This is a genomic window from Streptomyces sp. STR69 (assembly GCF_024519455.1).
Lineage (GTDB): Bacteria > Actinomycetota > Actinomycetes > Streptomycetales > Streptomycetaceae > Streptomyces.
The window spans coordinates 35568-58142 of the sequence record NZ_JALJRY010000004.1; the positions used below are offsets into that span (position 1 = coordinate 35568).

Annotated in this window: 22 protein-coding genes; 12 read left to right on the top strand and 10 right to left on the bottom strand. The window is 70.6% G+C overall.

The features are described 5' to 3' along the window. Positions 1-104: 104 nt before the first annotated feature. Entirely contained in the window at positions 105-518 is a 414-nt protein-coding gene (locus OC490_RS08575; protein WP_019062680.1) for a roadblock/LC7 domain-containing protein, read from the bottom strand. Positions 519-610: 92 nt separating this feature from the next. On the opposite strand from OC490_RS08575, the gene OC490_RS08580 reads away from it, so the two are divergent. Beyond that, positions 611-1039 carry a PPOX class F420-dependent oxidoreductase gene (locus OC490_RS08580; RefSeq protein WP_262057240.1) on the top strand — a complete coding sequence of 143 codons (429 nt, stop codon included), beginning with the start codon at positions 611-613 and terminating at the stop codon, positions 1037-1039. 10 nt (positions 1040-1049) lie between these two features. Here the strand turns inward: OC490_RS08580 and OC490_RS08585 are convergent, their stop codons facing one another. The 5 genes from OC490_RS08585 to OC490_RS08605 all read right to left on the bottom strand — a co-directional run bounded on the left by OC490_RS08585 (position 1050) and on the right by OC490_RS08605 (position 6061). Next, positions 1050-1652, bottom strand: a complete 603-nt coding sequence (locus tag OC490_RS08585) for a GTP-binding protein (RefSeq protein WP_262057241.1) — start codon at positions 1650-1652, stop codon at positions 1050-1052. A 182-nt stretch (positions 1653-1834) separates the two neighbouring features. After that, positions 1835-2248, bottom strand: a complete 414-nt coding sequence (locus OC490_RS08590; RefSeq protein ID WP_262057242.1) for a DUF742 domain-containing protein — start codon at positions 2246-2248, stop codon at positions 1835-1837. A 22-nt stretch (positions 2249-2270) separates the two neighbouring features. Next, on the bottom strand, positions 2271-2708 hold the full coding sequence (locus OC490_RS08595) for a roadblock/LC7 domain-containing protein (protein ID WP_262057243.1): 438 nt from the start codon (positions 2706-2708) through the stop codon (positions 2271-2273). Further along, on the bottom strand, positions 2705-5233 hold the full coding sequence (locus OC490_RS08600; protein ID WP_262057244.1) for a nitrate- and nitrite sensing domain-containing protein: 2529 nt from the start codon (positions 5231-5233) through the stop codon (positions 2705-2707). Before OC490_RS08600 ends, OC490_RS08595 begins: the two co-directional genes overlap by 4 nt. A 54-nt stretch (positions 5234-5287) precedes the next feature. After that, positions 5288-6061 carry an MHYT domain-containing protein gene (locus tag OC490_RS08605; protein ID WP_262057245.1) on the bottom strand — a complete coding sequence of 258 codons (774 nt, stop codon included), beginning with the start codon at positions 6059-6061 and terminating at the stop codon, positions 5288-5290. A 152-nt stretch (positions 6062-6213) separates the two neighbouring features. Between OC490_RS08605 and OC490_RS08610 the strand changes: the two genes are divergently transcribed. The 3 genes from OC490_RS08610 (at position 6214) to OC490_RS08620 (ending at position 8270) form a co-directional block, all read left to right on the top strand. Beyond that, positions 6214-6813, top strand: a complete 600-nt coding sequence (locus OC490_RS08610; RefSeq protein WP_262057246.1) for a class I SAM-dependent methyltransferase — start codon at positions 6214-6216, stop codon at positions 6811-6813. A 134-nt stretch (positions 6814-6947) separates the two neighbouring features. Next, on the top strand, positions 6948-7244 hold the full coding sequence (locus OC490_RS08615; RefSeq protein WP_262057247.1) for a hypothetical protein: 297 nt from the start codon (positions 6948-6950) through the stop codon (positions 7242-7244). A 135-nt stretch (positions 7245-7379) separates the two neighbouring features. Continuing rightward, positions 7380-8270: a hypothetical protein gene (locus tag OC490_RS08620; RefSeq protein ID WP_262057248.1), complete on the top strand. Its 891-nt coding sequence runs from the start codon at positions 7380-7382 to the stop codon at positions 8268-8270. Between the two features lie 130 nt (positions 8271-8400). Here the strand turns inward: OC490_RS08620 and OC490_RS08625 are convergent, their stop codons facing one another. Both OC490_RS08625 and OC490_RS08630 read right to left on the bottom strand, forming a co-directional pair. Next, positions 8401-8583 (bottom strand): hypothetical protein, encoded by a 183-nt coding sequence (locus OC490_RS08625; protein WP_262057249.1) that lies wholly within the window; start codon positions 8581-8583, stop codon positions 8401-8403. A gap of 153 nt (positions 8584-8736) precedes the next feature. Then, the gene (locus OC490_RS08630) at positions 8737-9801 is read right to left on the bottom strand and encodes a fatty acid desaturase family protein (protein ID WP_262057250.1); all 1065 of its coding nucleotides are present in this window, start codon (positions 9799-9801) and stop codon (positions 8737-8739) included. Positions 9802-10190: 389 nt separating this feature from the next. Here OC490_RS08630 and rox point away from each other — a divergent pair, with 389 nt between their 5' ends. Together rox and OC490_RS08640 are read left to right on the top strand one after the other, a co-directional pair. Continuing rightward, positions 10191-11627, top strand: coding sequence for a rifampin monooxygenase (gene rox / locus OC490_RS08635; protein WP_262057251.1), 1437 nt, complete (start codon positions 10191-10193; stop codon positions 11625-11627). 127 nt (positions 11628-11754) lie between these two features. After that, positions 11755-13101 carry an esterase-like activity of phytase family protein gene (locus tag OC490_RS08640; RefSeq protein WP_262057252.1) on the top strand — a complete coding sequence of 449 codons (1347 nt, stop codon included), beginning with the start codon at positions 11755-11757 and terminating at the stop codon, positions 13099-13101. Positions 13102-13123: 22 nt separating this feature from the next. On the opposite strand, the gene OC490_RS08645 is transcribed toward OC490_RS08640, so the two are convergent. Together OC490_RS08645 and xylA are read right to left on the bottom strand one after the other, a co-directional pair. Next, on the bottom strand, positions 13124-13369 hold the full coding sequence (locus tag OC490_RS08645) for a hypothetical protein (protein ID WP_262057253.1): 246 nt from the start codon (positions 13367-13369) through the stop codon (positions 13124-13126). A 362-nt stretch (positions 13370-13731) separates the two neighbouring features. Continuing rightward, positions 13732-14898, bottom strand: coding sequence for a xylose isomerase (gene xylA, locus OC490_RS08650; protein WP_262057254.1), 1167 nt, complete (start codon positions 14896-14898; stop codon positions 13732-13734). A gap of 132 nt (positions 14899-15030) precedes the next feature. Between xylA and xylB the strand changes: the two genes are divergently transcribed. The 6 genes from xylB to OC490_RS08680 all read left to right on the top strand — a co-directional run bounded on the left by xylB (position 15031) and on the right by OC490_RS08680 (position 22520). Then, positions 15031-16476, top strand: a complete 1446-nt coding sequence (gene xylB / locus OC490_RS08655) for a xylulokinase (RefSeq protein WP_262057255.1) — start codon at positions 15031-15033, stop codon at positions 16474-16476. Positions 16477-16504: 28 nt separating this feature from the next. Continuing rightward, the gene (locus OC490_RS08660) at positions 16505-17737 is read left to right on the top strand and encodes an ROK family transcriptional regulator (protein ID WP_262057256.1); all 1233 of its coding nucleotides are present in this window, start codon (positions 16505-16507) and stop codon (positions 17735-17737) included. Between the two features lie 185 nt (positions 17738-17922). Further along, on the top strand, positions 17923-19407 hold the full coding sequence (locus tag OC490_RS08665) for an APC family permease (protein WP_262057257.1): 1485 nt from the start codon (positions 17923-17925) through the stop codon (positions 19405-19407). Then, entirely contained in the window at positions 19404-20417 is a 1014-nt protein-coding gene (locus OC490_RS08670) for an acetamidase/formamidase family protein (RefSeq protein WP_262057258.1), read from the top strand. Before OC490_RS08665 ends, OC490_RS08670 begins: the two co-directional genes overlap by 4 nt. A 19-nt stretch (positions 20418-20436) precedes the next feature. Then, entirely contained in the window at positions 20437-21036 is a 600-nt protein-coding gene (locus OC490_RS08675; protein ID WP_262057259.1) for an N-acetylmuramoyl-L-alanine amidase, read from the top strand. A 206-nt stretch (positions 21037-21242) separates the two neighbouring features. Then, positions 21243-22520, top strand: coding sequence for a GAF domain-containing protein (locus OC490_RS08680; RefSeq protein WP_262057260.1), 1278 nt, complete (start codon positions 21243-21245; stop codon positions 22518-22520). The last annotated feature ends 55 nt before the right edge of the window (positions 22521-22575 follow it).

A 22575-nucleotide genomic window follows, 5' to 3' on the forward strand; every position in this document is an offset into this window, starting at 1 on the left:
CGTTGCTCACGCTGTGTGCGTTCGCGATGGACAAACCGTAGCCGGTTCGGAGAATCTCGTGGCGAGCCTGTGGATAACTCCGCAGAAACGGGTGAACTCGCAGGTCAGAGGTCTGTGACGGGAGTTCGCTCGGGCTGCCGGGCGTCCACGCCGAGGTGCTCGCCGACGCGGTTGACGAGCAGTGTCATCTCGTACGCGATCTGGCCGATGTCCGCGTCCGCGCCGCTGAGGACGCACAGACAGCTGCCGCTGCCCGCGGCCGTGACGAACAGGACGGCGTCGTCGAACTCGATCATCGTCTGCCGCACCCCGCCGGCGCCGAAGTGGCGTCCCGAGCCCTTGGCCAGGCTGTGCAGTCCGGACGAGACGGCGGCGAGGTGTTCGGCGTCCTCGCGGCGAAGTCCCGTGCTCGCGCCGGTCACCAGTCCGTCGTTGGAGAGGACCAGAGCATGGCGTACATGCTCGACGCGCTCGGTCAGATCGTCCAGCAGCCAGCTCAGTCCCTGGTTCTGCGCCATGTTCCGGCCTCCCCGTGTCGCGTCTCCCCCTGGCCGGAGGATCTCCCGTCAGCCTTCACCACGCCCGTCGCCCGGGCAAGGAGGATAGGGGCATGGCACAGAACATGACCGACGAGGAGTGGCGGGCGTTCGTCTCGCACGGCACGCGCACGGGCAAGCTGTCGACCGTTCGCGCCGATGGGAGCCCACATGTCGCACCGATCTGGTTCCTGCTCGACGGGGACGACGTGGTGTTCAACACCGCGAAAGGAACGGTAAAAGGGCGCAATCTGGCCCGTGATGGGCGAGTCGCCCTCTGCGTGGACGACGATCGGCCGCCGTTCGACTTCGTGGTGCTGCAGGGGCGCGCCACATTGTCGGAGGAACCGGGCGAACTCCGCTACTGGGCCGCCCGGATCGGGGCCCGGTACATGGGCGAGGAGCGTGCCGAGGAGTTCGGCGCCCGCAACGGAGTGCCGGGCGAACTCCTCGTCCGCGTCACGGTCGAGAAGGTCGTGGCGCTGAAGGGCATTTCGGAGTGAGGGCTCCCGCTCAGCCCACCGAGTCGAGCATCCTGGCGGTGTGCATCCGTCCGGCGTACTCGACGAGCCGGATCAACACCTCCTTCCCCGAGTCGCGGTCCCGGGCGTCGCACAGGACCACCGGTGTTCCCCGGTCGAGGTCCAGGGCGCGGGAGACGTCGTGGGCGCCGTAACTGCGGGCGCCCGTGAAGCAGTTGACGGCCACCACGAACGGGATGTGCCGGTGCTCGAAATAGTCGACAGCGGGGAAGCAGTCCTCCAGTCGCCGGGTGTCCGCGAGGACCACGGCTCCCAGGGCCCCCTGCGACAATTCGTCCCACAGGAACCAGAAGCGGTCCTGGCCCGGTGTGCCGAACAGGTAGAGGGAGAGGCCGGACCTGATGGTGATGCGGCCGAAGTCCATGGCGACGGTCGTCGTGACCTTCTGGTCCACGCCGTCGGTGTCGTCCACCAACTGGCCTGCCTCGCTGAGCAGTTCCTCGGTGCGCAGCGGCCTGATCTCACTGACCGCGCCCACCATGGTGGTCTTGCCCACGCCGAATCCACCGGCGACCAGGATCTTCAACGCCAGGGCGGTCTCGCCGCCTTCGGCATCGGAGTGCTCGGAGACCATCGATCACTTCTCTCGGGAGTACCGGCAACGGTCGACGTCCGTAGGAGTGCATCCTGACAAGTACGGCCTCGCACTGGGCGGTTGGACCACTATTTGCCCGATGTGACCGTCTCGCACCTGTTCGGTGTCCAGATGGCTGCACAAGTCGGCGTCGTACGCGTTCGAGTGGTGCTGAAGTTTCATCACAGTGCCCGGAGTCCCTCGATCACCTCGCGCAGAATCCGTTCGTCAGGAAGCTGCGCGGGCGGCACCGGACGGCTGACGGTGACACAGCCGAGCTCCAGGAGGTCGCCCAGGAGCACCCTGACCACCCCCAGGGGAAGGTCGGCTCCGGCGGCCAGCTCGGCGACGGACTGTGTTTCCACGCGGCACAGGTCGATGAGGGCCCGGTGTTCCGGTCCGAGCCCGGTGTCGTCGTCGAAGCCGGGCGCGCCCGCGTCCAGCGTGACCAGCGCGATCAGGTCGAACCGCACTCCTGTAGGGCCTGATTTGGTACGTCCGCCCGTCATGGCGTAAGGGCGGACGAGAGGCCCGGCCTCCTGGTCGTACCACTGGCTGCCCGGCTCATGCGGGACACCGGTCATGTCTTCGGTCATCGGAACGGACCGCCTTCTCGCCTCATCCGGCGGCGGGTGGCCGCGCACCGACGCGCGGCGGCGTGTACAGGTGCTCGCCGACGCGCTTGACCAGCCGTGCCATCTCGTACGCCACCAGGCCTATGTCGGCGGTCACAGAGGTGAGGACGGCGAGGCAGGAGCCGTCTCCGGCCGCTGCCACGAACAGGAAGCCGTCGTCCATCTCCACCATGGTCTGCCGCACTCCGCCGGCGCCGAAGTGCCTCCCGGCGCCCTTGGCCAGGCTGTTGAATCCGGAGGCCACCGCGGCGAGGTGTTCCGCGTCCTCGCGATCGAGGTCGGTGGAGGCGCCGATGGCGAGGCCGTCGTTGGACAGCACGACCGCGTGCCGTACTTCGCCGACGCGCAGCACCAAGTCGTCCAGCAGCCAGTCGAGTTCACCGGACCGCTGGGCGGCCCTCATACTCGGGTCCTGGATCATGCGGGGTCTCCTTCGCTGCTGTCGCTGCCCGTTGCGGGGCCTGGGGTGGCGCCACGGCCCGGTTTCCTGCCGCCGCCGCGCGTCCAGCCTTCGCGGTAGGCCGCCATCCGGTCCCGTACGACCTCCGGACTGCGGTGCTCATCGCGTGGCGCCGCGGGCGCCCGTTCCCGGTCCGCGGCGGGCTGTTCGCGGAGCTGGGGAGCGAGGCTCGCCTGCCGTACCCGGCGGGGGAGGTCGTCGCCGTCCTCGGGGCCTTCGGTGTCCTCGGGAGGACGGTGCAGTCGCAAGGTGGTGACTCCAGGGGGCGGGGTGCCGTTCGCCGGCTCCGCCGAGGCCCGGGGCGGGGACGCCAGGGCGGGCCGGTCGGCCGGTGCCGGTACGGACTCCTGGTGCTGGGGCGCGGTGGGCACGCGCGCGTACTCGCGTTCCACGGCCCGCTGTCCCTCGTCCACTGCCGCGCGGGGGGCGCGTTCGGCCGCGCCGCCGTGCAGCAGGGCCGTCGGCAGCAGCACGACCGCTGTCGTTCCGCCGTAGGGCGAGGTCCGCAGATGCACCTTGATGCCGTGGCGTGCGGCGAGTCTGCTGACCACGAAGAGGCCGAGCCGGTCGCTGTCGAAGAGGTCGAGGGCCTCGGACTGCTCGATGCGCCGGTTTGCCTCGGCCAGCGTCTCCGGGCCCATGCCCAGGCCCCGGTCCTCGACCTCGACGGCATACCCGTTGCCGACGGGTTCGCCGGTCACGCGCACGCGGGTGTGCGGCGGCGAGAACTGGGCGGCGTTCTCCACGATCTCGGCGAGCAGGTGCGTGAGGTCGGCGACGGCCGTGCCGAGGACGGAGGCTTCGGGGAGTTGGCGTACCTCCACGCGCGCGTAGTCCTCGACTTCGGAGACGGCGGCGCGGACGACGTTGGTCAGGGAGACCGGCATGCGCCAGGCCCGGCCGGGTGCCGCGCCGGAGAGGATGATCAGGCTCTCGGCGTGCCGTCGCATGCGGGTGGTGAGGTGGTCGAGGCGGAACAGATCGCTCAGTTCGTTCGGGTCCTCGGAGCGGCGCTCCATGCTGTCCAGAAGGCTGAGTTGACGGTGCACCAGGACCTGGCTGCGGCGGGCGAGGTTGACGAAGACTCCGGAGATGCCGCTTGCGAGTTCGGCGCGTTCCACGGCGGCCCGCAGGGCGGCTCGGTGCACGATGCCCAGGGCCTCGGCAACCTGTCCGGTCTCGTCCTCCGCGGCCGGTCCGGGCGGGGCCTCCGCCCTGATGTCGATGTCCTCCCCGGCACGCAGTCTCCGCATGGCTTCGGGGAGTTTGTGGCGGGCGATCGCCAGGGCGTCGTTGCGCAGACTCACCAGCTCGACGACGAGACCGCGTCCGATGCGTACCGAGATGACGAGCGAAGCGATGACGGCGGCGAGGCCGAGCAGGACGGCGGCGCCGGCCGGGGTGAGCAGTCCTCGTGCGAACGGATCGGCGCGGTCCGCGACTCCGCTGCCCGCGTCCGCCTCGATGGCGCGCATACCGTCCTGCACGCGTGCGTGCGCGTTGTTCCAGGTGGTCTCGGGAGCCGAACCGATCGCGCGGGTGGCCGAGTTGGCGGCGAGGACCTTGTCCTCGACCGTACCGACCACGGTGTAGGCACCGGTGTCGGCGAGGTTCCGCCAGGCGGTGCGTTCGGAACCGCGCAGATCCGCGGTGGCGGAGTCGGTGAGGGTGCGGCGCGTGTCGACGGCGCCGGTGAACAGCCGCAGCCGCTCCCCGTCGAGGCGGCCGTCGAGCCGGGCACCGGCGAGCACCACGTCCTCCTGGGACAGCGATTCCGCGGCCCGGGAGAACTCCAGCAGTACGCGCGCGTCGGAGCCGAGATCGGCGTCCTGGATTCCGGTGAGCGCCCCACCCACGGCGAAGGCCGACGAGATGGTCTTCGTGTACAGCCCGTACGTCTCGTCCCATCCCGCGCGGTGGGCAAGCACGTCGGCCCGCAGCGAGCGCAGTCGCTCGGCACCGGTGACGAAGGTCTCCAGGCGCTGGGCGACTCCGGCCGGCAGTTCCTCGCCGTCGGCGACGGTGCTGGTGTCGCCGAGCCGCAGCCCGGCGACGGCCCGGTCCGTGTTCGCGGCCAGCTTCTTCAGGTCACCGCTCGGCTCGGCGCCGGGGTCGGTGGCGTAGCGCACCGCGGCCGACCGCTCGGCCTGCAGCGCGGCGACGGCGACGGCGACGGGGCTGCGCACCGCCGAGTCCACGCGTTGCAACTGCCGTAGCCGGGCGACGTCCTGGGCCGTGCTGACGGTCGCGTACGCCCACAGGGCGAGAAGTGAGACGACCGGCACCATCAGCAGGCAGACGATCTTGGCTCGTACGGTGCGGGGACGCATTCGCCAGCGTCCCGCGCGCGGGGGCACCTCGTCCTGCGGTGCGTCGAGGGGCTCGTCGAAGAGCTCGTCGGCGGGTGGTCCGGCGTGTGCGCGGCGACCGCGCACGGGCGGCGGCGTCTCGGCGCCGGCTCTGGGGGTCCTACGGGGGTTACGCATGGCCTCCTCGCTCGGGAGTGGTTCGGGGCGTGCCGTGGTCGGTCGGGCCGCTTGTCAGTGGGCGACGCTTTCGACCGGCCGCTCGGCCGAGGCGGTCGCCTCGCGTTCTCCCGTCGTCGGTGACAGTGCGACGAACGCCGAGGTCAGGAACAGGTAGGACCCGAGGCCGACGGCGAGGGGGAAGATGAACTGCATCGCCGTGGCCCCGGGCAGGACCTCACCGGAGGGGGTGACATGCACGCGCACCGCGAACATCCCGGTGTAGTGCATGCTGGCGACGGCCGCCCCCATGACGAGTGAGGCGACGGTGACCGCGATGGGCGACTTGATGTTGAGGGCCGCCCACAGGGCCGCGGTCGCCGCGACGACGGCGATGACGACGGAGAGCCCGACGAGCATCGGGTCGTAGGTCACGTCGCCGTGCAGTCGCACCGCCGCCATTCCCAGGTAGTGCATGCTCGCGACGCCCAGTCCGGTGGCCAGGCCGCCGAGGAAGAGCGCACGGCCACGGTCGCGGCCGTAGCCGACCACGAAGACACCCGCGCAGACGACGACGATGGCGACGACGAGGCTGAGCACGGTCAGTGGCACGTCGTAGCGGATGTCCGTGCCGCTGACGCCGAAGCCGAGCATGGCCACGAAGTGCATGGTCCAGATGCCGGTGCCGAGCGCGGAGGCCGCGGTGATGAGCCAGTTGCGGCGCGACCTGCCGGTGGCGCCGAGCGCGCGGACGGTGCAGCGCAGCCCGAGCGCGGAGCCCATGCAGGCCATCACGTATGACAGCACTGGGGTGAGCCAGCCGAAGGTCGCGTGGTCCAGGTGTCCCATGACCAGGGGACGCTAGTAGGGGCATGGGCGCACAAAGGGGGCGCATTTCGAAAGGTGTTGCAATATGACACAGAGAGGTGCCTGAACGACCGCGTCACGCTCGAACGTGTGCACCGAAGCGTCATCCGTGTCGGTGAGGGATCATGCGGAACATGAACGACGACCACACGCATGTCCGGGAGTTCTTCGGTGCGCGCGCCGCGCACTGGGACAGCCGCTTCCCGGACGACGGTCCCGCCTACGCGGCTGCCGTTGCCGAACTGACGCTGCACACGGGGGACCGTGTGCTCGACGCGGGCTGCGGGACGGGACGCGCACTGCCGCCGCTCCGTGCGGCCGTGGGGCCCTCGGGAGTGGTGGTGGGGGCCGATCTGACCCCGGCCATGCTGGAGGCCGCCGTACGGGCCGGACGCGGTCTCGATGGGTGCCTGCTGCTCGCCGATGTGGCCGCGTTGCCGCTTCGGTCGGAATCGCTCGATGCCGTGTTCGCGGCGGGCCTGATCGCACACCTGCCTCAACCGGAGGCGAATCTGCGGGAGTTGGCGCGTGTGGTACGCCCCGGCGGCACGCTGGCCCTGTTCCATCCGATCGGCCGCGCGGCACTCGCGGCGCGTCAGGGGCGGCAGATCACCCCGGAGGACCTGCGCGCGGAGCCCAATCTCCGTCCGCTGCTTGCCGGTTCGGGGTGGCGCATGACGTCGTACGCCGACGAGGACACCCGCTTCCTGGCGCTGGCCGTGCGGGAGGGATGAGCCGCACCACTGCGGGAGGCCGGAAACGCTTCACCGCGACGTCCCCCTCCTGTCGCCGCAACTCCAACTCTATGTTGGGTAGCAGTAGATGGACGGTCGACGACGGAACACCACGCAGGGGGAAGGTGGTCAGCATGTTCGACAGGCCCCGCAAGACCTTCGCCAGAATTCTCGCCTCCACGCGCACGGAGGCCGGCGCCGGCCCCGAACGGCGGGCGCACAACCTGTTCGAGGCCGCGGCCGTCTATGTCTCGGCGCGCGCGGAGGACGACCAGGACCGGATCGACGAGGCCGCGGGCTGGGTGTCGCCGGAGGCACTTTCCTTCGGGGTGAGTGAGCTGGCGTGCCGGGCCGTGGTCGCGCTCGCCAGGGAACGCGACGAGTCGCCGCGGACGGTGGCCCGGGCCCTTCTCGGGCTCCCCGCGGCCTGACACTTCGGGTTGCCGGTGGTCGTTTCGCCCTGTCCAGACGGAAAACTGCAGCTCCGGGTGTACTTGGGAGTCGTGACAAGCGGCTTCCGCGCACACTAGGGTGCGCGCCGTTGGACGAACGATGGGGAGGCTGGGATGGCCGACACGGATGAAGAGGCCGTCGCCGCCGAGGACGACGCGCTCTATGTGCTCACGGCGGTGCTGCTGACGCCGGCGAAGTTCCCGAGTGTGCTGGGTGACGACTATCCGGAGGCCTGCGCCGCGCTCGGTATGGCGCCGCTCGCCGACGGCTACGGCCTGGTGCTCGGCCAGGACGGCGAAGGTGCGCGGTGGACGGTCGTCATCGACGACGTGTCGCTGGTCGCGGTCGCCATCGCGTCCTGGGACTGCGGCATGGAGTACGACCTGTCGCCGAGCGAGCGCACCGTGGTCGCGGCGCTGCCGGGCTGGCCGCTCGCGGTCGCGGTCGCGGCTCCCAATGTGCCCGCGCCGCACGATCCGGACCCCGACCTCGTGGACCGGCCGCCGTTGGCTCCGCCGGACACCACCACATGGGGCCCGGCGCAGCGACGGCTGGGTGCCGACGAGATCGCGCTGCAGTGGGCCCTGTGGCGGGAGCAGATCGACGACTCGGCCTTCCCGGTCCAGGGCAAGGTGGGCGAGGCTTCGGAGTCGTCGCCTGACGACGTCACCCCCGAAGACGCGTCAGAAGCGGACGAGGTCGCTTCGGACGGCGATGGGGAAGGCGCGCAGACGGGCCACAGCGGGGTCCGCAGGGTGCTGACGGAGGCCCGGGCGTATGTTGACGCCCCGCCGCCTCTCGGCCGCGTCAGATCGTCCTTCGCGCCGGGCGAGGCGCGCACGCTGCGTGCCGACGGCCCCGGCTGGTCGATGGTGGCCCGGACCGACGACATCGCGTTCGTCCTGCTCGACGAAGAGCCGGGTGAGGTGCTGCCGGTGGGGCGGGGCCCCGAGTTGCCGGGTCTCTTGGAGGCGCTGGACAAGCTCGCCGTACGGCCCAGTTGAGCCCTCGGGTGCGCGCGTCAGATGGGGCCGGGCACCGTCCGCGAAGCTGCTGTCGGCAGCCCCCCGGACGGTGCTGTGCTCTGCTTCCTCGCACCGGGCGGAAGCGCGGTGGGGCATCGGTGTGTCGGTGTCAGCGGCCGATCTCCTTGCCCGCGGCGCGGCGCAACCGACGCCGCTGCGCGGGATCCAGCGTGAGATACGCGGCCGTCGGCACTCCCACGACTATCAGGAATGAGACCCACCAGGGCAGCCAGATCAACAGGATCAGTCCGACCGCCACGCCTCCTACAACGACCTTCGTGTTTCTCGACATGTGTCGCCTCCTCCGCGGCCACGGCCGCTCTCTGATCTGAAAACGGGTCCGCGCTTCCCACAGTTCCGGACCGCGACCCTGAAACATCCCTGAGACGTCTCCCCTACTGGCTCCCGAGGGCCGCCTGTCCCCGAGCCGTCGACTGTTCCGTCGTCACTCCGTCCACTCCGGCCTCAGCGGCTCCCCCACCTCGTGGAGGTGGTGCAGGGCCTGTCGGTAGGAGTCGACGAGCCCGGTCTCCACGTAGGGGATACCCACATCCTGGCAGTGGGCGCGCACCAAGGGCTGGGCGAGCCGCAGACTGGGCCGCGGCATGCTCGGGAAGAGGTGGTGTTCGACCTGATAGTTGAGCCCGCCGAGGAACCAGTCTGTCAGGAGGCCGCCCCGGATGTTCCGTGAGGTGAGCACCTGGCGGCGGAGATGGCCCCATCGCTCGCCGTTCGGGTCCGGCATCTCCATGCCCTTGTGGTTGGGGGCGAAGGCAAGACCGAGGTGCAGTCCGAACAGGGCCTGGTGCAGTGCGGCGAACGCGAGCGCCTTCCCTGGGGACATCGAGGTCAGCAGCAGCGTGGCGTAGGACGCGACATGGCTCACCAGGAGCGCGCCTTCGACGGTCCGTTCGCGCCGGGGCTGTCGTCGCAGGTCCTGGAAACCGTGCACCTTGAGGGCGACGCCTTCGAGCAGGGTGAGCGGGAAGAACAGCCACGCCTGGTTGCGGGTGAGCCAACGCCGGAAACCGGAACGGTCCTTGGCCTGTTCACCGGTGAACACGAGGATGTCGGCGACGACGTCCGGGTCCTTGTCGACGTGGTTGGGGTTGGCGTGGTGGCGGTTGTGCTTGTCGTTCCACCAGGAGTAACTCATTCCCAGCAGCAGGTTGCCGTGGATCAGGCCGATGAGGCGGTTGGCGGCCTTGCCGCCGGCGATCTGGGAGTGGCCCGCGTCGTGGCCTATGAAGGCCGTCCGGGCCCCGAATACGGCGAGCAGCGGGGCCAGGAGCAGGGTCGCCCAGGAGTCGCCGATCAGGACGATGCCGGTCACGATGCCGGCCAGCGCGAGGGCGTTGACGGAGACGCAGAACGTGTACCAGACGCGCCGCCGCTTCAGTAGGCCTCGGCTCTTGACCGTGCGCAGGAGGGGCGCGAACTCGCTTCCGGGGGACGCCACTACGGCATCCCCGGGATCATGCGCGCCGACGACTGCGGTGGTCTGGGACATGTCCGGTCTCCGGCTCTCTCAGGCAACGGGGTGACCTGAGCAAACGTACGAATCGGTGACCGGTCGCGACCATGGCGGCACCCCCCGTGTCCGTACGGGGGTCACCCGGGTCCTCGCAGGGGGGTTGCCGACACCCCAAGCGACCCGGTCCCAAGAAAACGAACGCGCGCAGAAGTGCGTCGGAAAAGGCATCGGAAAAACGCGATGGCAAGGAGGTTGTCCGCTCCTTGCCACACCCAACTTATAGCGCACCACGGGGCTTGCGGCAAGGCCCCTGTAGTGCCGCAAAATGGCCGACCGAGGCCAGGACCTGCGGAAACGCTGGGTTCGCGAGGCAACTGCCCTCAGGGCGCCCGACCGGAAGCCAATCTCGTTGAATGGGTGTTTCGATGACAGACGTGATCGTGGTCGGCGGCGGACCGACCGGCTTGATGCTGGCCTGCGAATTGCGGTTGCACGGCGTGCGCGTGGTCGTTCTGGAGAAGTTGACCGAGCCGACCGGGGAGTCCCGTGGGCAGGGTCTGCACGCGCGCAGCGTCGAGATCATGGACCAGCGCGGTCTTCTCGACCGGTTTCTCGCGGTGAGTGAGACGTTCGCGGTCGGTGGTCTCTTCGGAGGCATCGTCAAGCCCTGGCCGGACCGCTTGGACACAGCACATCCCTATGGCGTCGCCACCCCGCAGCCGGTCACCGAGCGGCTGCTCGGCGAGCGTGCCGTCGAACTCGGTGCAGAGATCCGGCGCGGCTGCGAGGTCGTCGGGCTGAGTCAGGACCCGGCCGGGGTCACCGCCGAGTTGGCGGACGGCTCGCGCCTGCGCTCGCGCTACCTCGTCGGGTGCGACGGTGGCCGCAGTGCCGTGCGCAAGGCGCTCGGCGTCGGTTTCCCCGGGGAGCCCGCCACGGTCGAGACGCTGCTGGGGGAAATGGCGGTGACCGCGGATCCGGCCACCATCGCCGCCGTCGTCGAGGAAGTCCGCAAGACCCAACTGCGGTTCGGCGTCGGCCCCGGCGAGAACGGGACGTACCGCGTTGTGGTGCCCGCCGACGGCGTGGCCGAGGACCGTGCGACCCCGCCGACCCTGGACGACTTCAAGCGGCAGCTGCGGGCCGTCGCGGGCACCGACTTCGGCGTGCACTCGCCGCGCTGGCTGTCCCGGTTCGGCGACGCCACGCGGCAGGCCGAGCGCTACCGGGTCGACCGGGTACTGCTGGCCGGCGACGCGGCGCACGTCCATCCGCCGACCGGTGGGCAGGGGCTCAACCTCGGTGTGCAGGACGCCTTCAACCTCGGCTGGAAACTGGCCGCCGCGGTCAACGGTTGGGCTCCGGAAGGGCTGTTGGACAGCTACCACACCGAACGGCATCCGGTGGGCGCGCGCGTTCTCGACAACACGCGCGCGCAGATCACGCTCCTGGGGACCGATCCGGGTGCGACCGCACTACGGGAGCTGTTCTCCACCCTGATGGACTTCGAGGAGGTGAACCGGTACGTGACCGAGATGATCACCGCGGTGGGCATCCGCTACGACTTCGGCTTCGGCGAGGAACATGAACTCCTCGGCCGGCGGATGCGGGACGTGAAGTTGACGCAAGGGCACCTCTACGGGCTGATGCACGGCGGCCGGGGGCTGCTGCTCGACCGGACCGGCAAGCTCTCGGTGACCGGGTGGACGGATCGCGTCGACCACGTCGTCGATGTCGGCGAGGAAGCCGAACTGGACGTACCCGCTGTCCTCCTGAGGCCGGACGGCCACGTGGCCTGGGTCGGTGACGATCAGGAGGACCTGCTCATGCGGCTGCCCAAGTGGTTCGGCCCCGCGCGCTGAGTGCAGCCTTCGAACTCGCGCCTGCCCGACGAGCGGCCGACACCCTGGATTCATCCAGCCGTCGACCGCGGTTCCTCATGGGGACCAACTCTGGCCGCTGTCAACGAATTTGTCCTCAGGAGGCCAGATGTCCCCGCACGCCCCCGTCCGGCGCCGTGTCCGTCGTCCCGTCGTGGCGGGCGTTCCGCTCGCCGTGGCAGTCGCCCTCATGGCGGCCGGTACGGCCTCCGGAGCCCCTTCCGGGAGCGGGGCCGCCCATGTCACCCGCACGGCGACACTGGGCGACATCCCGCTCGGCGCGTTCAGCAACGCGCTGCTGCCCGGGTCGGTGGACAACGACCGGGGAGTGGACCTCGGCGGCATCGGCAGCGACATCTACCCGGCCGGCCGCAAGGGCGAGTACTGGACGATCACCGACCGCGGGCCCAACGGCCAGATCAAGGTGAGCGGGACGAAGCGCCGTACGTTCCCTGTGCCCGGTTTCGACCCGGCGATCGTGAAGATCCGCGTCTCCGGGGACACGGTGAAGGTCCTGGACGCCATCCCGATCACCACGTCCTCCGGGAAGGGCGTCACCGGGCTGTCGAACCAGCAGGGACGCGACGAGGCGCCGTACTCCTACGACGCGCAGACGCCGCTGTCGTACAACCCGAACGGGCTGGACACCGAGGGCATCGTGCGGGCCGGGGACGGCTCCTTCTGGATCGTCGACGAATACGGCCCTTCCCTGGTGCATGTCTCCGTGCGCGGGAAGGTGCTCACGCGGTACGTGCCCAAGGGGCTGCAGTTGACCGGGGCCGACTACCCGGTGGTGGAGGCGCTGCCGGCCGTCCTGCTGCACCGGAAGATCAACCGCGGCTTCGAGGGGATCGCCCAACTGCCCGGCGGTGACCTGGTGATGGCCCTGCAGAGCCCGCTGTCGCTGCCGGACGGGGATGCCGGGGGCGCGTGGCTCAACACCCGTCTGCTGCGCTTCTCCACGAAGAAGAAGGCGGTCACGGCGGAGTACGCGTACCGCTTCGACCCGGTGAACGTGGTCGACCCCAGCGAGGACGACACTTCCGAACTCAAGATCTCCTCGGTGGTCGCCGTGGGCGACGACCGGCTTCTGGTCGAGGAGCGCACCGACAAGGCTGCCCGGCTCCAACTCGTCAAGCTGGAGCGGAAGTCGAACATCCTGGGCGGGCGCTACGACGACGACACGACGTCCCCGTCGCTGGAGCAGCTCGACGACCCCGCCTCCGCGGGTGTCCCGGTGCTGGCCAAGAAGCTGGTCGTGGACCTGGGGACTGTTTCCGGGGTGCCCCAGAAGATCGAGGGCATCGCGCGCGTGGACCACGACACACTCGCCCTGATCAATGACAACGACTTCGGGATGACGGACGGTGCGGGCGCGTTCGACGCACAGGGGCGACTGGTCGACAGCGGTATCGAGACGACACTGGTGTACCTGAAGCTCCCCCACGGCATCTAGGACTCGCCGGCTCCTGAGGAAACTAGCCGAGCAGGGACGGGAGCAGCGACTCGATGTCGCTCGGGATCTCGCTCGGCAGTTCCGAGGGGAGGTTCGAGGGAAGCGCTGTCGGGAGCTTGGTCGGCAGGCTGGTGGGGAGTTTCGTCGGGAGGCTCAGGGACGGGCTCTTGCTCGAACTGCCGTCCGCCGGCTGCTTCTTGTCCGGTGAGTCGTGTCCCCCGAAGACCATCAGCGCGACGGCCACGACGGCTCCGACCGCCACGATCACGGTGAGCAGGATGAACAGCGGTCGGGGGCGCCTACGGGGCGGCGGTTCGTAGTCTCCGTAGCTCCCTCCCGATCCGTGCCCGAAGTCTCCGGGAGGTGGTCCGAAGCCGCCTCCTTGAGGCGGGGTGGCGTCCGGTGGCCCGGGCGGTCGAGGCGGTACGGGCGGCATGGCCATACCGTCAAGAGTCGCCTCGTGGAGGTCATGACGCGACCCCCGCGCGGTGGTTGATACGGACCCATGCCATGGATCGCATGATTCCGGAGCACTTCGCGCGGAGGTCGGTCAGAAAGGGGAACTCACGAAAACCGAGGGCGAACCTACGAAAACCGGCGGGCTCGTGAGTGACGCACGCGTGCGTGCCGTCAGCCGCGTGCTCCCAGGAGGTGGTCCATGGCGAGCTGATCGAGCTGCTCGAAGGCCATCCCGCGCTTGGCGGCGGCCTCCACGTCGAAGTCCTCGAACGCCGAGCGGTCCGCGAGCAGCGCCTTGAGGCCGTCCGCCGCGGTCTGCTGGGCCAGTTCGTCCAGACGCGAGGCGCGCAGCGCCTCCTGGACCACCGGGTCGGCGCGGAAGGCGGCCGAACGCTCCTTCAGGATCAGGTAGTTGCGCATGCAGCCCGCCGCCGACGCCCACACGCCGTCGAGGTCCTCGGTGCGCGGCGGCTTGAAGTCGAAGTGCTTCGGGCCGGCGTAACCGGCGCTCTCCAGGAGGTCGACCAGCCAGAAGGCGGCACGCAGGTCGCCGTTGCCGAAGCGCAGGTCCTGGTCGTACTTGATGCCGGACTGGCCGTTGAGGTCGATGTGGAAGAGCTTGCCCGCCCACAGGGCCTGGGCGATGCCGTGCGGGAAGTTGAGCCCGGCCATCTGCTCGTGGCCGACCTCGGGGTTGACGCCGTAGAGCTCGGGGCGCTCCAGGCGCTCGATGAACGCCAGGGCGTGGCCGACGGTGGGGAGCAGGATGTCGCCGCGGGGCTCGTTCGGCTTGGGCTCGATGGCGAACTTCAGGCTGTAGCCCTGTTCGGTGACGTACTCGCCGAGGAGGTCGAAGGCCTCCTTCATGCGGTCGAGGGCGACGCGCACGTCCTTGGCGGCGCCGGACTCGGCGCCCTCACGGCCGCCCCAGGCGACGTAGGTCTCGGCGCCCAGCTCGGCGGCGAGATCGATGTTGCGGATCGTCTTGCGCAGGGCGTAGCGGCGCACGTCGCGGTCGTTCGCGGTGAACGCGCCGTCCTTGAAGACGGGGTGTGTGAAGAGGTTGGTGGTCGCCATCGGCACCTTCATGCCGGTCGCGTCGAGGGCCTCGCGGAAGCGCTTGATGTGCGCCTCGCGCTCGGTGTCCGAGGACCCGAAGGGGATCAGGTCGTCGTCGTGGAAGGTCACACCGTGGGCACCGAGCTCGGACAGGCGCTGCACCGTCTCGACCGGGTCGAGGGCGCGGCGGGTGGCGTCGCCGAACGGGTCCCTTCCCTGCCAGCCGACGGTCCACAGGCCGAAGGTGAACCTGTCCTCGGGGGTGGGCTGGTAGTTCATGACGCGGCTCCTTGTTGCTTCGCTCCGACTATTTCGTCATGGCGGTTTACAAATTAGTATGCCGGAGCGTCTCTGGGAAGGGACAATGTGTCTCCGGGCGGAGACACATGCCGCACACAAGGGAGAAACCCGATGTCAGCAGCCGAGGGTCCGCTCGTCGTCGGCGTGGATTCGTCCACGCAGTCCACCAAGGCACTGGTCGTCGACGTGTCCACCGGCCAGATCGTCGCGAGTGGCCAGGCGCCGCACACCGTCTCCTCGGGGGCCGGCCGGGAGAGCGACCCCCGGCAATGGTGGGACGCCCTGTGCGAGGCCCTGCGCCAGTGCGGGGACGCGGCCCACGAAGCGGCGGCCGTGTCGATCGGCGGCCAGCAGCACGGCCTGGTCACCCTGGACGCCCGGGGCGAGCCGGTGCGCCCTGCCATGCTGTGGAACGACGTGCGGTCGGCGCCGCAGGCCACCCGTCTGATCGAGGAACTGGGCGGTCCGAAGTCCTGGGCGGAGCGCACCGGCAGCGTGCCCGGCGCTTCCTTCACGGTCACTAAATGGGCCTGGCTCGCCGAGCACGAACCGGAGTCGGTACGGGCCACGGCGGCCGTACGTCTCCCCCACGACTACCTCACCGAGCGGCTCACGGGCCAGGGCACCACCGACCGCGGCGACGCCTCCGGCACGGGCTGGTGGGCCTCGGGGACCGAGTCGTACGACGAGGAGATCCTCCGGCACGTCGGGCTCGACCCGGCGCTGCTGCCCCGGGTGGTGCGGCCGGGCGAGGTAGCTGGGACGGTGCGGGACTGCCACGACCTGCCGTTCTCCAAGGGCACCCTGGTGGCCCCCGGAACCGGCGACAACGCCGCCGCCGCACTGGGCCTCGGGCTCCGCCCCGGCGTGCCCGTGCTCAGCCTCGGCACCTCGGGCACGGTGTACGCGGTGTCGAAACACCGCCCCGCCGACCCGTCCGGCACGGTCGCGGGCTTCGCCGACGCGCACGGTGACTGGCTGCCCCTGGCCTGCACCCTGAACTGCACCCTCGCCGTCGACCGGATCGCGGCCCTGCTCGGCCTGGACCGGGAGGCCGTGGAACCCGGCACGTCGGTCACGCTGCTCCCCTACCTGGACGGCGAGCGCACCCCGAACCTCCCCAACGCCTCGGGACTCCTGCACGGCCTGCGCCACGACACCACCGGCGGCCAGCTTCTCCAGGCCGCCTACGACGGTGCCGTACACGCGCTGCTGGGCGCGCTCGACCTGGTCCTCGACGAGGACGCGGACCGCACCACACCGCTGTTGCTGATCGGCGGGGGCGCGCGCGGCACGGCCTGGCAGGAGACGGTACGGCGACTGTCGGGACGTCCCGTCCAGGTGCCCGAGGCGAAGGAGCTGGTCGCGCTCGGCGCCGCCGCGCAAGCCGCGGGCCTGCTGACCGGCGAGGACCCGGCCGCGGTGGCCCGGCGTTGGAACACGGCCGCCGGGCCGGTGCTGGACGCCGTGGAGCGGGACGAGGCGACGTTCGCCAGGATCTCCGGGGTACTCTCCGACGCGGCTCCGCTGCTCGAACGCGACCCGAGCGGCCGTTGACGCACACCGATCGAGGACTGAGCGAGGCATGACCGCACCGCTGCACGAGGCGCACCCCAACGGGCCCGGGCGTGCCCTGCCCGACACCCAGCAGGGCATGCGCCGCCGCAACCTCGCCCGGGTGATGCACACGGTGAGCGCCGAGGGTCCGCTCTCCCGTGCGGCCGTCGCCTCGCGCATCGGGCTGACCCGTGCGGCGGTGTCGACGCTGGTGGACGAGCTGATCCGGTCGGGGCTCATCGAAGAGCTGGGCCCCGAGCGGCCCGGCCGGGTGGGCCGCCCCGGATCGGCGCTCGCCGTCAGCGGGCGCGGTCCGGCCGGGATCGGCGCGGAGATCGGGGTCGACCATCTCGCGGTCTGCGCGGTCGATCTGCGCGGCGAGATACGGGCCCGGGCGGTGCGGCACGGTGTGAACCGCGGCCGTTCCCCCGAGCCGGTACTCGCCGAACTCACCGCGCTGGTACGGCGGGTCGTCGCCGAGGCGGACGCGGAGGGCCTGTGGCCGGCCGGGCTCGCGGTCGCCGTGCCCGGTCTGGTGGCCCGCGACGGCCGTACGGTCGTCCGCGCCCCGAACCTCGACTGGCACGACACGGATCTCGGCGCCCTGCTGCCCGCCGAGCTCCCGCCCACTGTGGACAACGAGGCCAACTTCGGCGGGCTCGCCGAACTCTGGCTGGGCGAGACCACCCCGCGTGACTTCCTGCATGTGTCGGCCGAGATCGGTATCGGCGCGGCGGTCGTCGTGGACGGCGGGCTGCTGCGCGGAACGCGTGGATTCGCGGGCGAGTTGGGGCATGTGCCGGTGCGTCCGGACGGGCCGGAGTGCGCGTGCGGCGGGCGCGGTTGTCTCGAACAGTACGCGGGCGAGGAGGCGGTGCTGCGCGCCGCCGGTCTTGAGCCCGGCGCGGACCGGGTCGGGCTGCTGGCCACCCGCGCCGCCGACGGCGACGAGGCGGTACGACGTGCCCTGCACGACGCCGGCACGGCGCTCGGTATCGCGCTGACCGGCGCGGTCAATCTGCTCGATCCTCAGCTTGTGGTGCTGGGCGGCGCCCTGTCCGGGCTCGCGCCCTGGCTTCTGCCGTCGCTGGAGGCCGAGTTGGCGCGGCGCACCGCGGGCCCGGCCTGTCCGGTGTCGGTGTCGCGGCTGGGGCCCGAGGGTCCGCTGCTGGGGGCCGCGCACTCGGTGGTGCGGGCCGTGCTCGACGACCCGGCGGCGGTGGCCGAACGGACTGTGGACATCGCGACCGAACGGGCCTGAAACACAACCGACTTCACTCGTCCGAGTGGCCGGGTTTTCCACAGTTCCTCCGTCGTCCACGGAAGCACGCCACGCCCTACTGCCCAACCCGCAAGCGCCGTACCGTGATTCACGCGAGGCGCAGCCGTCGTGACGTGACAACGGCGGGCGTGCACGGATGGACAGGTGGACGAGGGGGGATTCACGTGTCGGCGGAGACAGTTCAGGGGCTGCGGCGGGATGCCGTCGGCCTGCGCGAGGTTCTCTTCCAGAGCGTCACGGCGATGGCGCCGGCCGCGGCGGTCGCCGCGTCGATCCCGTCGGGCGCGGCCTTCGCGGGCGGCAGTCTGCCGCTGTCGGTACTGATCGCGCTGGTGGCCTGCCTGTTCACCGCGTCCTGCGTGGCGGAGCTGGCCCGGGAGTTGCCCGCCGCCGGTTCGGTCGCCACGTACGCGGCACAGGGACTGCATCCGGCCGTCGGCTTCCTGGTCGGCTGGGGCTATGTCTTCGTGGAGGCACTGGTGCCACCGCTGCTGCTCCTTCAACTCGGCTTCACCACGGCGGGCACCCTGCACCAGGAGTGGTCCTCGTATCCGGAGAGCCTGTGGTGGCCGTGGGCGCTCGCGGGCGCAGCGGTCATCGCGGCGGCGGGCTGGTTCGGAGTGCGCGCCTCCGCCCGCTTCGGCACGGTGCTCGGGGTCTTCGAGATCCTTGTCTTCCTGGTGTTCGCCGTGTGGCTGATCGGCAAGGCCGGCAGCGCCAACTCCCTGTCCGTGTTCGGCACTTCGCACACAGGTAAGGACTACTCGGGCCTCGGCGGGGTCTTCGCCGGCTCGGTCTACACGGTGCTCGCGTTCGCCGGGTTCGAGGCCGCGGCGCCGCTCGCCGAGGAGACCCGGGACCCGCGCCGGACGATGCACCGCGCGGTGCTCGGCGCGGCCCTCGGTATCGGCCTCTTCTACGTGCTGACGACCTACGCCATGACGGTGTACTTCGGCCCGGACCGCTTCGCCGAGTTCGGTGCCTCCGGCGCGGCGTCCTGGGAGGGGGTGGCACGCGCGTCGTTCGGGCTGTTCTGGGTCCTGGTGTTCCTGGCCGTGGTCAACTCGACGATCGCCAACGCCAACGCGTGCGCCACCGTCTCGACCCGCACCGCCTTCGCCCTGGCTCGCATCCGGGTACTCCCCCGCGTCCTCGCAACGCTGCACCCCCGCCACCGCTCCCCCGTCGTCGGAATCGCCGTGCAGACCGTCGTCGCGGTGGGCGCCGTACTGGGCCTCGGCCTCGGCTACGACCCGGTGACCGCGTTCCTCCTGCTGGCCACGGTGATCGTCACGGTCGTCATCGCCGTCTACATCGTCGTGAACCTGGCCTGTGCGGGCTACTTCCTGCGCCGCAGACGCGAGTTGCTCAAGCCGCTACGACACCTGCTGGTGCCCCTCCTCGGGATCGCGGCATTCGTCCCGGCCCTGCTCACCGCGGCGGGTCTCCCGGTCTTCGACTTCGTCACCGAGTTGACCACTCCCGTCTCCTACGCCGGACCGGTCGTCGGCGTCTGGATGGCGGCAGGCGTCGTAGTACTACTGGTCCTGCTACGGCGTCACCCCGAGCGAATAGCCGAGACCGCCCGTGTCCATCTCGACGAAACCGCCGCAGGCGGTCCTCCTCAGAACGGAGCAGTACAGCCATGAACGACCCCCGGATCCTGACGGTGCGGCCCGAACCGGGCGAGTACGCCTGGACGTTCGGCGGTGCGCCGCCCGTGGCGCGCATCGCGCCCGGCACGGTTCTCGACCTGTACACGGAGGACTGCTTCGCCGGGCGGGTACGGTCCGAGAAGGACCTGGTGTCCGAGGTGTGCGAGTTCCCGTTCCTCAACCCGCAGACCGGCCCCTTCCATGTGGAGGGCGCGGAGCCGGGTGACACCGTCGCCGTGCACTTCGTGTCGATCGAACCGGCCCGCGACTGGGCCGCCTCGACCACGGTCCCCCTCTTCGGCGCGCTCACGTCGACGCACACCACGGCGACACTGCAGCCGCCGCTTCCGGAGACCGTCTGGATCTGGCAGTTGGACCGCACCCGCCGTACGGCGTTGTTCCGCGCGCGGGACAGCGACATCGAGATCGAGCTGCCTCTCGACCCGATGCACGGCACGGTGGGTGTGGCCCCCGCCAACCTGGAGGTGCGGTCGGCACTGGTGCCCGACGCGCACGGCGGGAACATGGACACACCCGAGATGCGGGCCGGAGTCACCTGCTATCTCGGGGTCAACGTCGAGGGCGCGCTCCTCAGTCTCGGCGACGGGCACGCCCGGCAGGGCGAGGGCGAGACCTGTGGTGTCGCAGTCGAGTGCGCGATGAACACCATGGTGATCGTGGAGCTGCTCAAGGGCGTCGCCACGCCCTGGCCGCGCATCGAGTCGGACACGCACATCATCTCGACGGGTTCGGCACGTCCGTTGGAGGACGCGTTCCGGATCTCGCAGCTCGACCTGGTGCGCTGGCTGGTGCGGGACTACGGGTTCAGCGAACTGGACGCCTACCAATTCGCCACCCAGGCGGTCGAATCGCCGTTGGCCAACGTGTGCGACACCAACTACACCTGCGTCGCCAAGATCCGCAAAGAGTGGCTGCCCGCGCGCGAGACTCACCGAGGACTGCACGCGCGGTTGCGTGAGACCGCGGCGGCCCTCCGCCACTGAACCGAAAGGCAACGCCACCATGGAACGGGCAACACCGCTCCCGAGCAGGCGATGGCTCCTGAAGGGCGCCGCCCTCGCCGCCGTCCCCTACGCGTTACTCCCCGCCCCACAGGCCGACGCGCAGCCGCAGGCCGTCGACTATCCGTCGGCCGAGTGGCAGCCGGCGACCTCCTCCAACTACACGGCGTCCAGCCGCCCCAGCACCTATCCCGTCGACTACGTGGTCATTCACGTCACCCAGGAGACGTACTCCTCGACGTTGTCCATCTTCCAGAATCCGAAGAAGAAGGTGTCCGCGCACTACCTCGTACGGTCGACCGACGGGCATGTGGCGCAGTGCGTGCGGGAGGCCAACATCGCCTGGCACGCGGGGAACTGGGACTACAACACCCGCAGCATCGGTATCGAGCACGAGGGCTGGGTGGACCAGCCCGCGTACTTCACCGACGCGCTCTACGAGCAGTCGGCCAGACTGACGGCGGCGATCTGCGCGAAGTACGGGCTCCCCAGGGACCGGTCCCACATCATCGGGCACTACGAGGTGCCGGGCACCGACCACACCGATCCGGGGCCGAACTGGGACTGGACCCGCTATATGAGGCTGGTCGGTTCCGTCTGATCCGACCCGGGCCGGGGCCCGATCCGCGCCTGCTCCACGCCTGATCCGACCGGGATGTGCCGCGTTCGGACCGGCCCGGTCGAAACGGTTGTCCGTACCCTTCCCCGGAGTGACGATGTCCGCAGGCGTTTCCCCGCCGTATCGCGGGCGTGTCACCGCTGTATCGCGGTACTCGCGACGCTGTATCGCCTTCCTGGGAGGCCGAGTTGACCGATCCATGGGTGGCCCTGGAGCCGGGGGCCGACCCTGCCGAGCGGGTGCGGGTGCTTCGCCGGGCGCACGAGACGTTCGCCGTGGCGGGCACGGTACCGCCGCCGGTGCGCTCGGTGGTGGCGGATTCCTGGCGGCGTTCGGCACGTGCCGGTGTCGGTCCCGAAGGCACGGCGAACGTCGAACTCACGGACGGCGACCTGGGCGTCTATCGCGCGCAGCATCCGCTGGCGCGGGTGATGCCGCTGATCCGGGAGCTGATGGGCACGTTCGCCGCGGACGGCGAGCACCTGCTCGCGGTGTGCGACGCGCAGGGCAGGCTGTTGTGGGTCGAGGGGCATCCGGCGACCCGGCGGAAGGCAGACCGGATGAACTTCGTGCCGGGTGCGCGCTGGTCGGAGAGCGCGGTCGGAACGAACGCGCCGGGTACGGCGGTCGCCGTGGACCGGCCGGTGCAGGTGTTCGCGGCCGAGCACTTCATCCGGCGGGTCCAGCCGTGGACGTGCGCGGCGGCTCCGGTGCACGATCCGCGCACCGGGCGGGTCCTCGGAGCCGTGGACATCACCGGCGGGAACGGGCTGGCGCATCCGCACAGCCTGGGCTTCGTGCAGGCGGTGGCGCGTGCCGCCGAGTCCCAGTTGGCGCTGCTCGCCCCGGAGCAGACGTCGGTCGACGGACCCGAGCTGTCCGCACTCGGCCGGGACGAGGCCCAACTGTGCTTCGGCGGACGCAAGATGAGGCTGAGCCGTCGGCACAGCGAGATCCTGGTGCTGCTGGCCCGGCATCCCGAGGGGCTGACCGGCGACGAGCTGCTGTGCGCGCTCTACGAGGACGAGTCGGTGCCGCCGGTGACGCTGCGGGCCGAACTGGCGCGGCTGCGCAGGCTGTTGGGCCCCGGTCTGCTCGCCTCGCGTCCTTACCGGCTCACGCTGCCGGTCGAGTCCGATGTGGCGATCGTCGAACGGCGACTGGAAGGAGGTGCGGTCACGGGGGCCGCGACGGCGTACACGGGTCCGTTGCTGCCGGGTTCGCAGGCCCCGGCGGTGGTACGGCTCAGGGCCCGCCTGGCGGACGGCGTCCGTACGGCGTTGATCGCCCGCCGTGACCCCGACCTGCTGGCCGACTGGGCGCACGCGCCCTGGGGCGAGGACGACCTCGACGTCTGGCGGGCGCTCGCGGCGATACGTCCGACGGCACCGGTGCGCTCCCGGCTCGCCGCCCTGGAGTCGGAGTTGGCGGCACCGGGTCCTTGGTCCCGGGGGACGGGCCGCTGACGTGACTCGGCTGACGTACCTCACGGGAGGCACCGCAACGTACATGCAACGTCCC

Excerpts from the sequence above, each read along its gene's own strand:
- OC490_RS08575 (WP_019062680.1), bottom strand. The coding sequence starts at position 518 with ATGGCGCAGAACCAGGGACTGAGCTGGCTGCTGGACGATCTGACCGAG.
- OC490_RS08620 (WP_262057248.1), top strand. The coding sequence starts at position 7,380 with ATGGCCGACACGGATGAAGAGGCCGTCGCCGCCGAGGACGACGCGCTC.
- OC490_RS08630 (WP_262057250.1), bottom strand. The coding sequence starts at position 9,801 with ATGTCCCAGACCACCGCAGTCGTCGGCGCGCATGATCCCGGGGATGCC.
- OC490_RS08640 (WP_262057252.1), top strand. The coding sequence starts at position 11,755 with ATGTCCCCGCACGCCCCCGTCCGGCGCCGTGTCCGTCGTCCCGTCGTG.
- OC490_RS08585 (WP_262057241.1), bottom strand. The coding sequence starts at position 1,652 with ATGGTCTCCGAGCACTCCGATGCCGAAGGCGGCGAGACCGCCCTGGCG.
- OC490_RS08625 (WP_262057249.1), bottom strand. The coding sequence starts at position 8,583 with ATGTCGAGAAACACGAAGGTCGTTGTAGGAGGCGTGGCGGTCGGACTG.
- OC490_RS08600 (WP_262057244.1), bottom strand. The coding sequence starts at position 5,233 with ATGCGTAACCCCCGTAGGACCCCCAGAGCCGGCGCCGAGACGCCGCCG.
- OC490_RS08610 (WP_262057246.1), top strand. The coding sequence starts at position 6,214 with ATGAACGACGACCACACGCATGTCCGGGAGTTCTTCGGTGCGCGCGCC.
- OC490_RS08590 (WP_262057242.1), bottom strand. The coding sequence starts at position 2,248 with ATGACCGAAGACATGACCGGTGTCCCGCATGAGCCGGGCAGCCAGTGG.
- OC490_RS08615 (WP_262057247.1), top strand. The coding sequence starts at position 6,948 with ATGTTCGACAGGCCCCGCAAGACCTTCGCCAGAATTCTCGCCTCCACG.
- OC490_RS08675 (WP_262057259.1), top strand. The coding sequence starts at position 20,437 with ATGGAACGGGCAACACCGCTCCCGAGCAGGCGATGGCTCCTGAAGGGC.
- rox (WP_262057251.1), top strand. The coding sequence starts at position 10,191 with ATGACAGACGTGATCGTGGTCGGCGGCGGACCGACCGGCTTGATGCTG.
- OC490_RS08605 (WP_262057245.1), bottom strand. The coding sequence starts at position 6,061 with ATGGGACACCTGGACCACGCGACCTTCGGCTGGCTCACCCCAGTGCTG.
- xylA (WP_262057254.1), bottom strand. The coding sequence starts at position 14,898 with ATGAACTACCAGCCCACCCCCGAGGACAGGTTCACCTTCGGCCTGTGG.
- xylB (WP_262057255.1), top strand. The coding sequence starts at position 15,031 with ATGTCAGCAGCCGAGGGTCCGCTCGTCGTCGGCGTGGATTCGTCCACG.
- OC490_RS08580 (WP_262057240.1), top strand. The coding sequence starts at position 611 with ATGGCACAGAACATGACCGACGAGGAGTGGCGGGCGTTCGTCTCGCAC.
- OC490_RS08595 (WP_262057243.1), bottom strand. The coding sequence starts at position 2,708 with ATGATCCAGGACCCGAGTATGAGGGCCGCCCAGCGGTCCGGTGAACTC.
- OC490_RS08670 (WP_262057258.1), top strand. The coding sequence starts at position 19,404 with ATGAACGACCCCCGGATCCTGACGGTGCGGCCCGAACCGGGCGAGTAC.
- OC490_RS08660 (WP_262057256.1), top strand. The coding sequence starts at position 16,505 with ATGACCGCACCGCTGCACGAGGCGCACCCCAACGGGCCCGGGCGTGCC.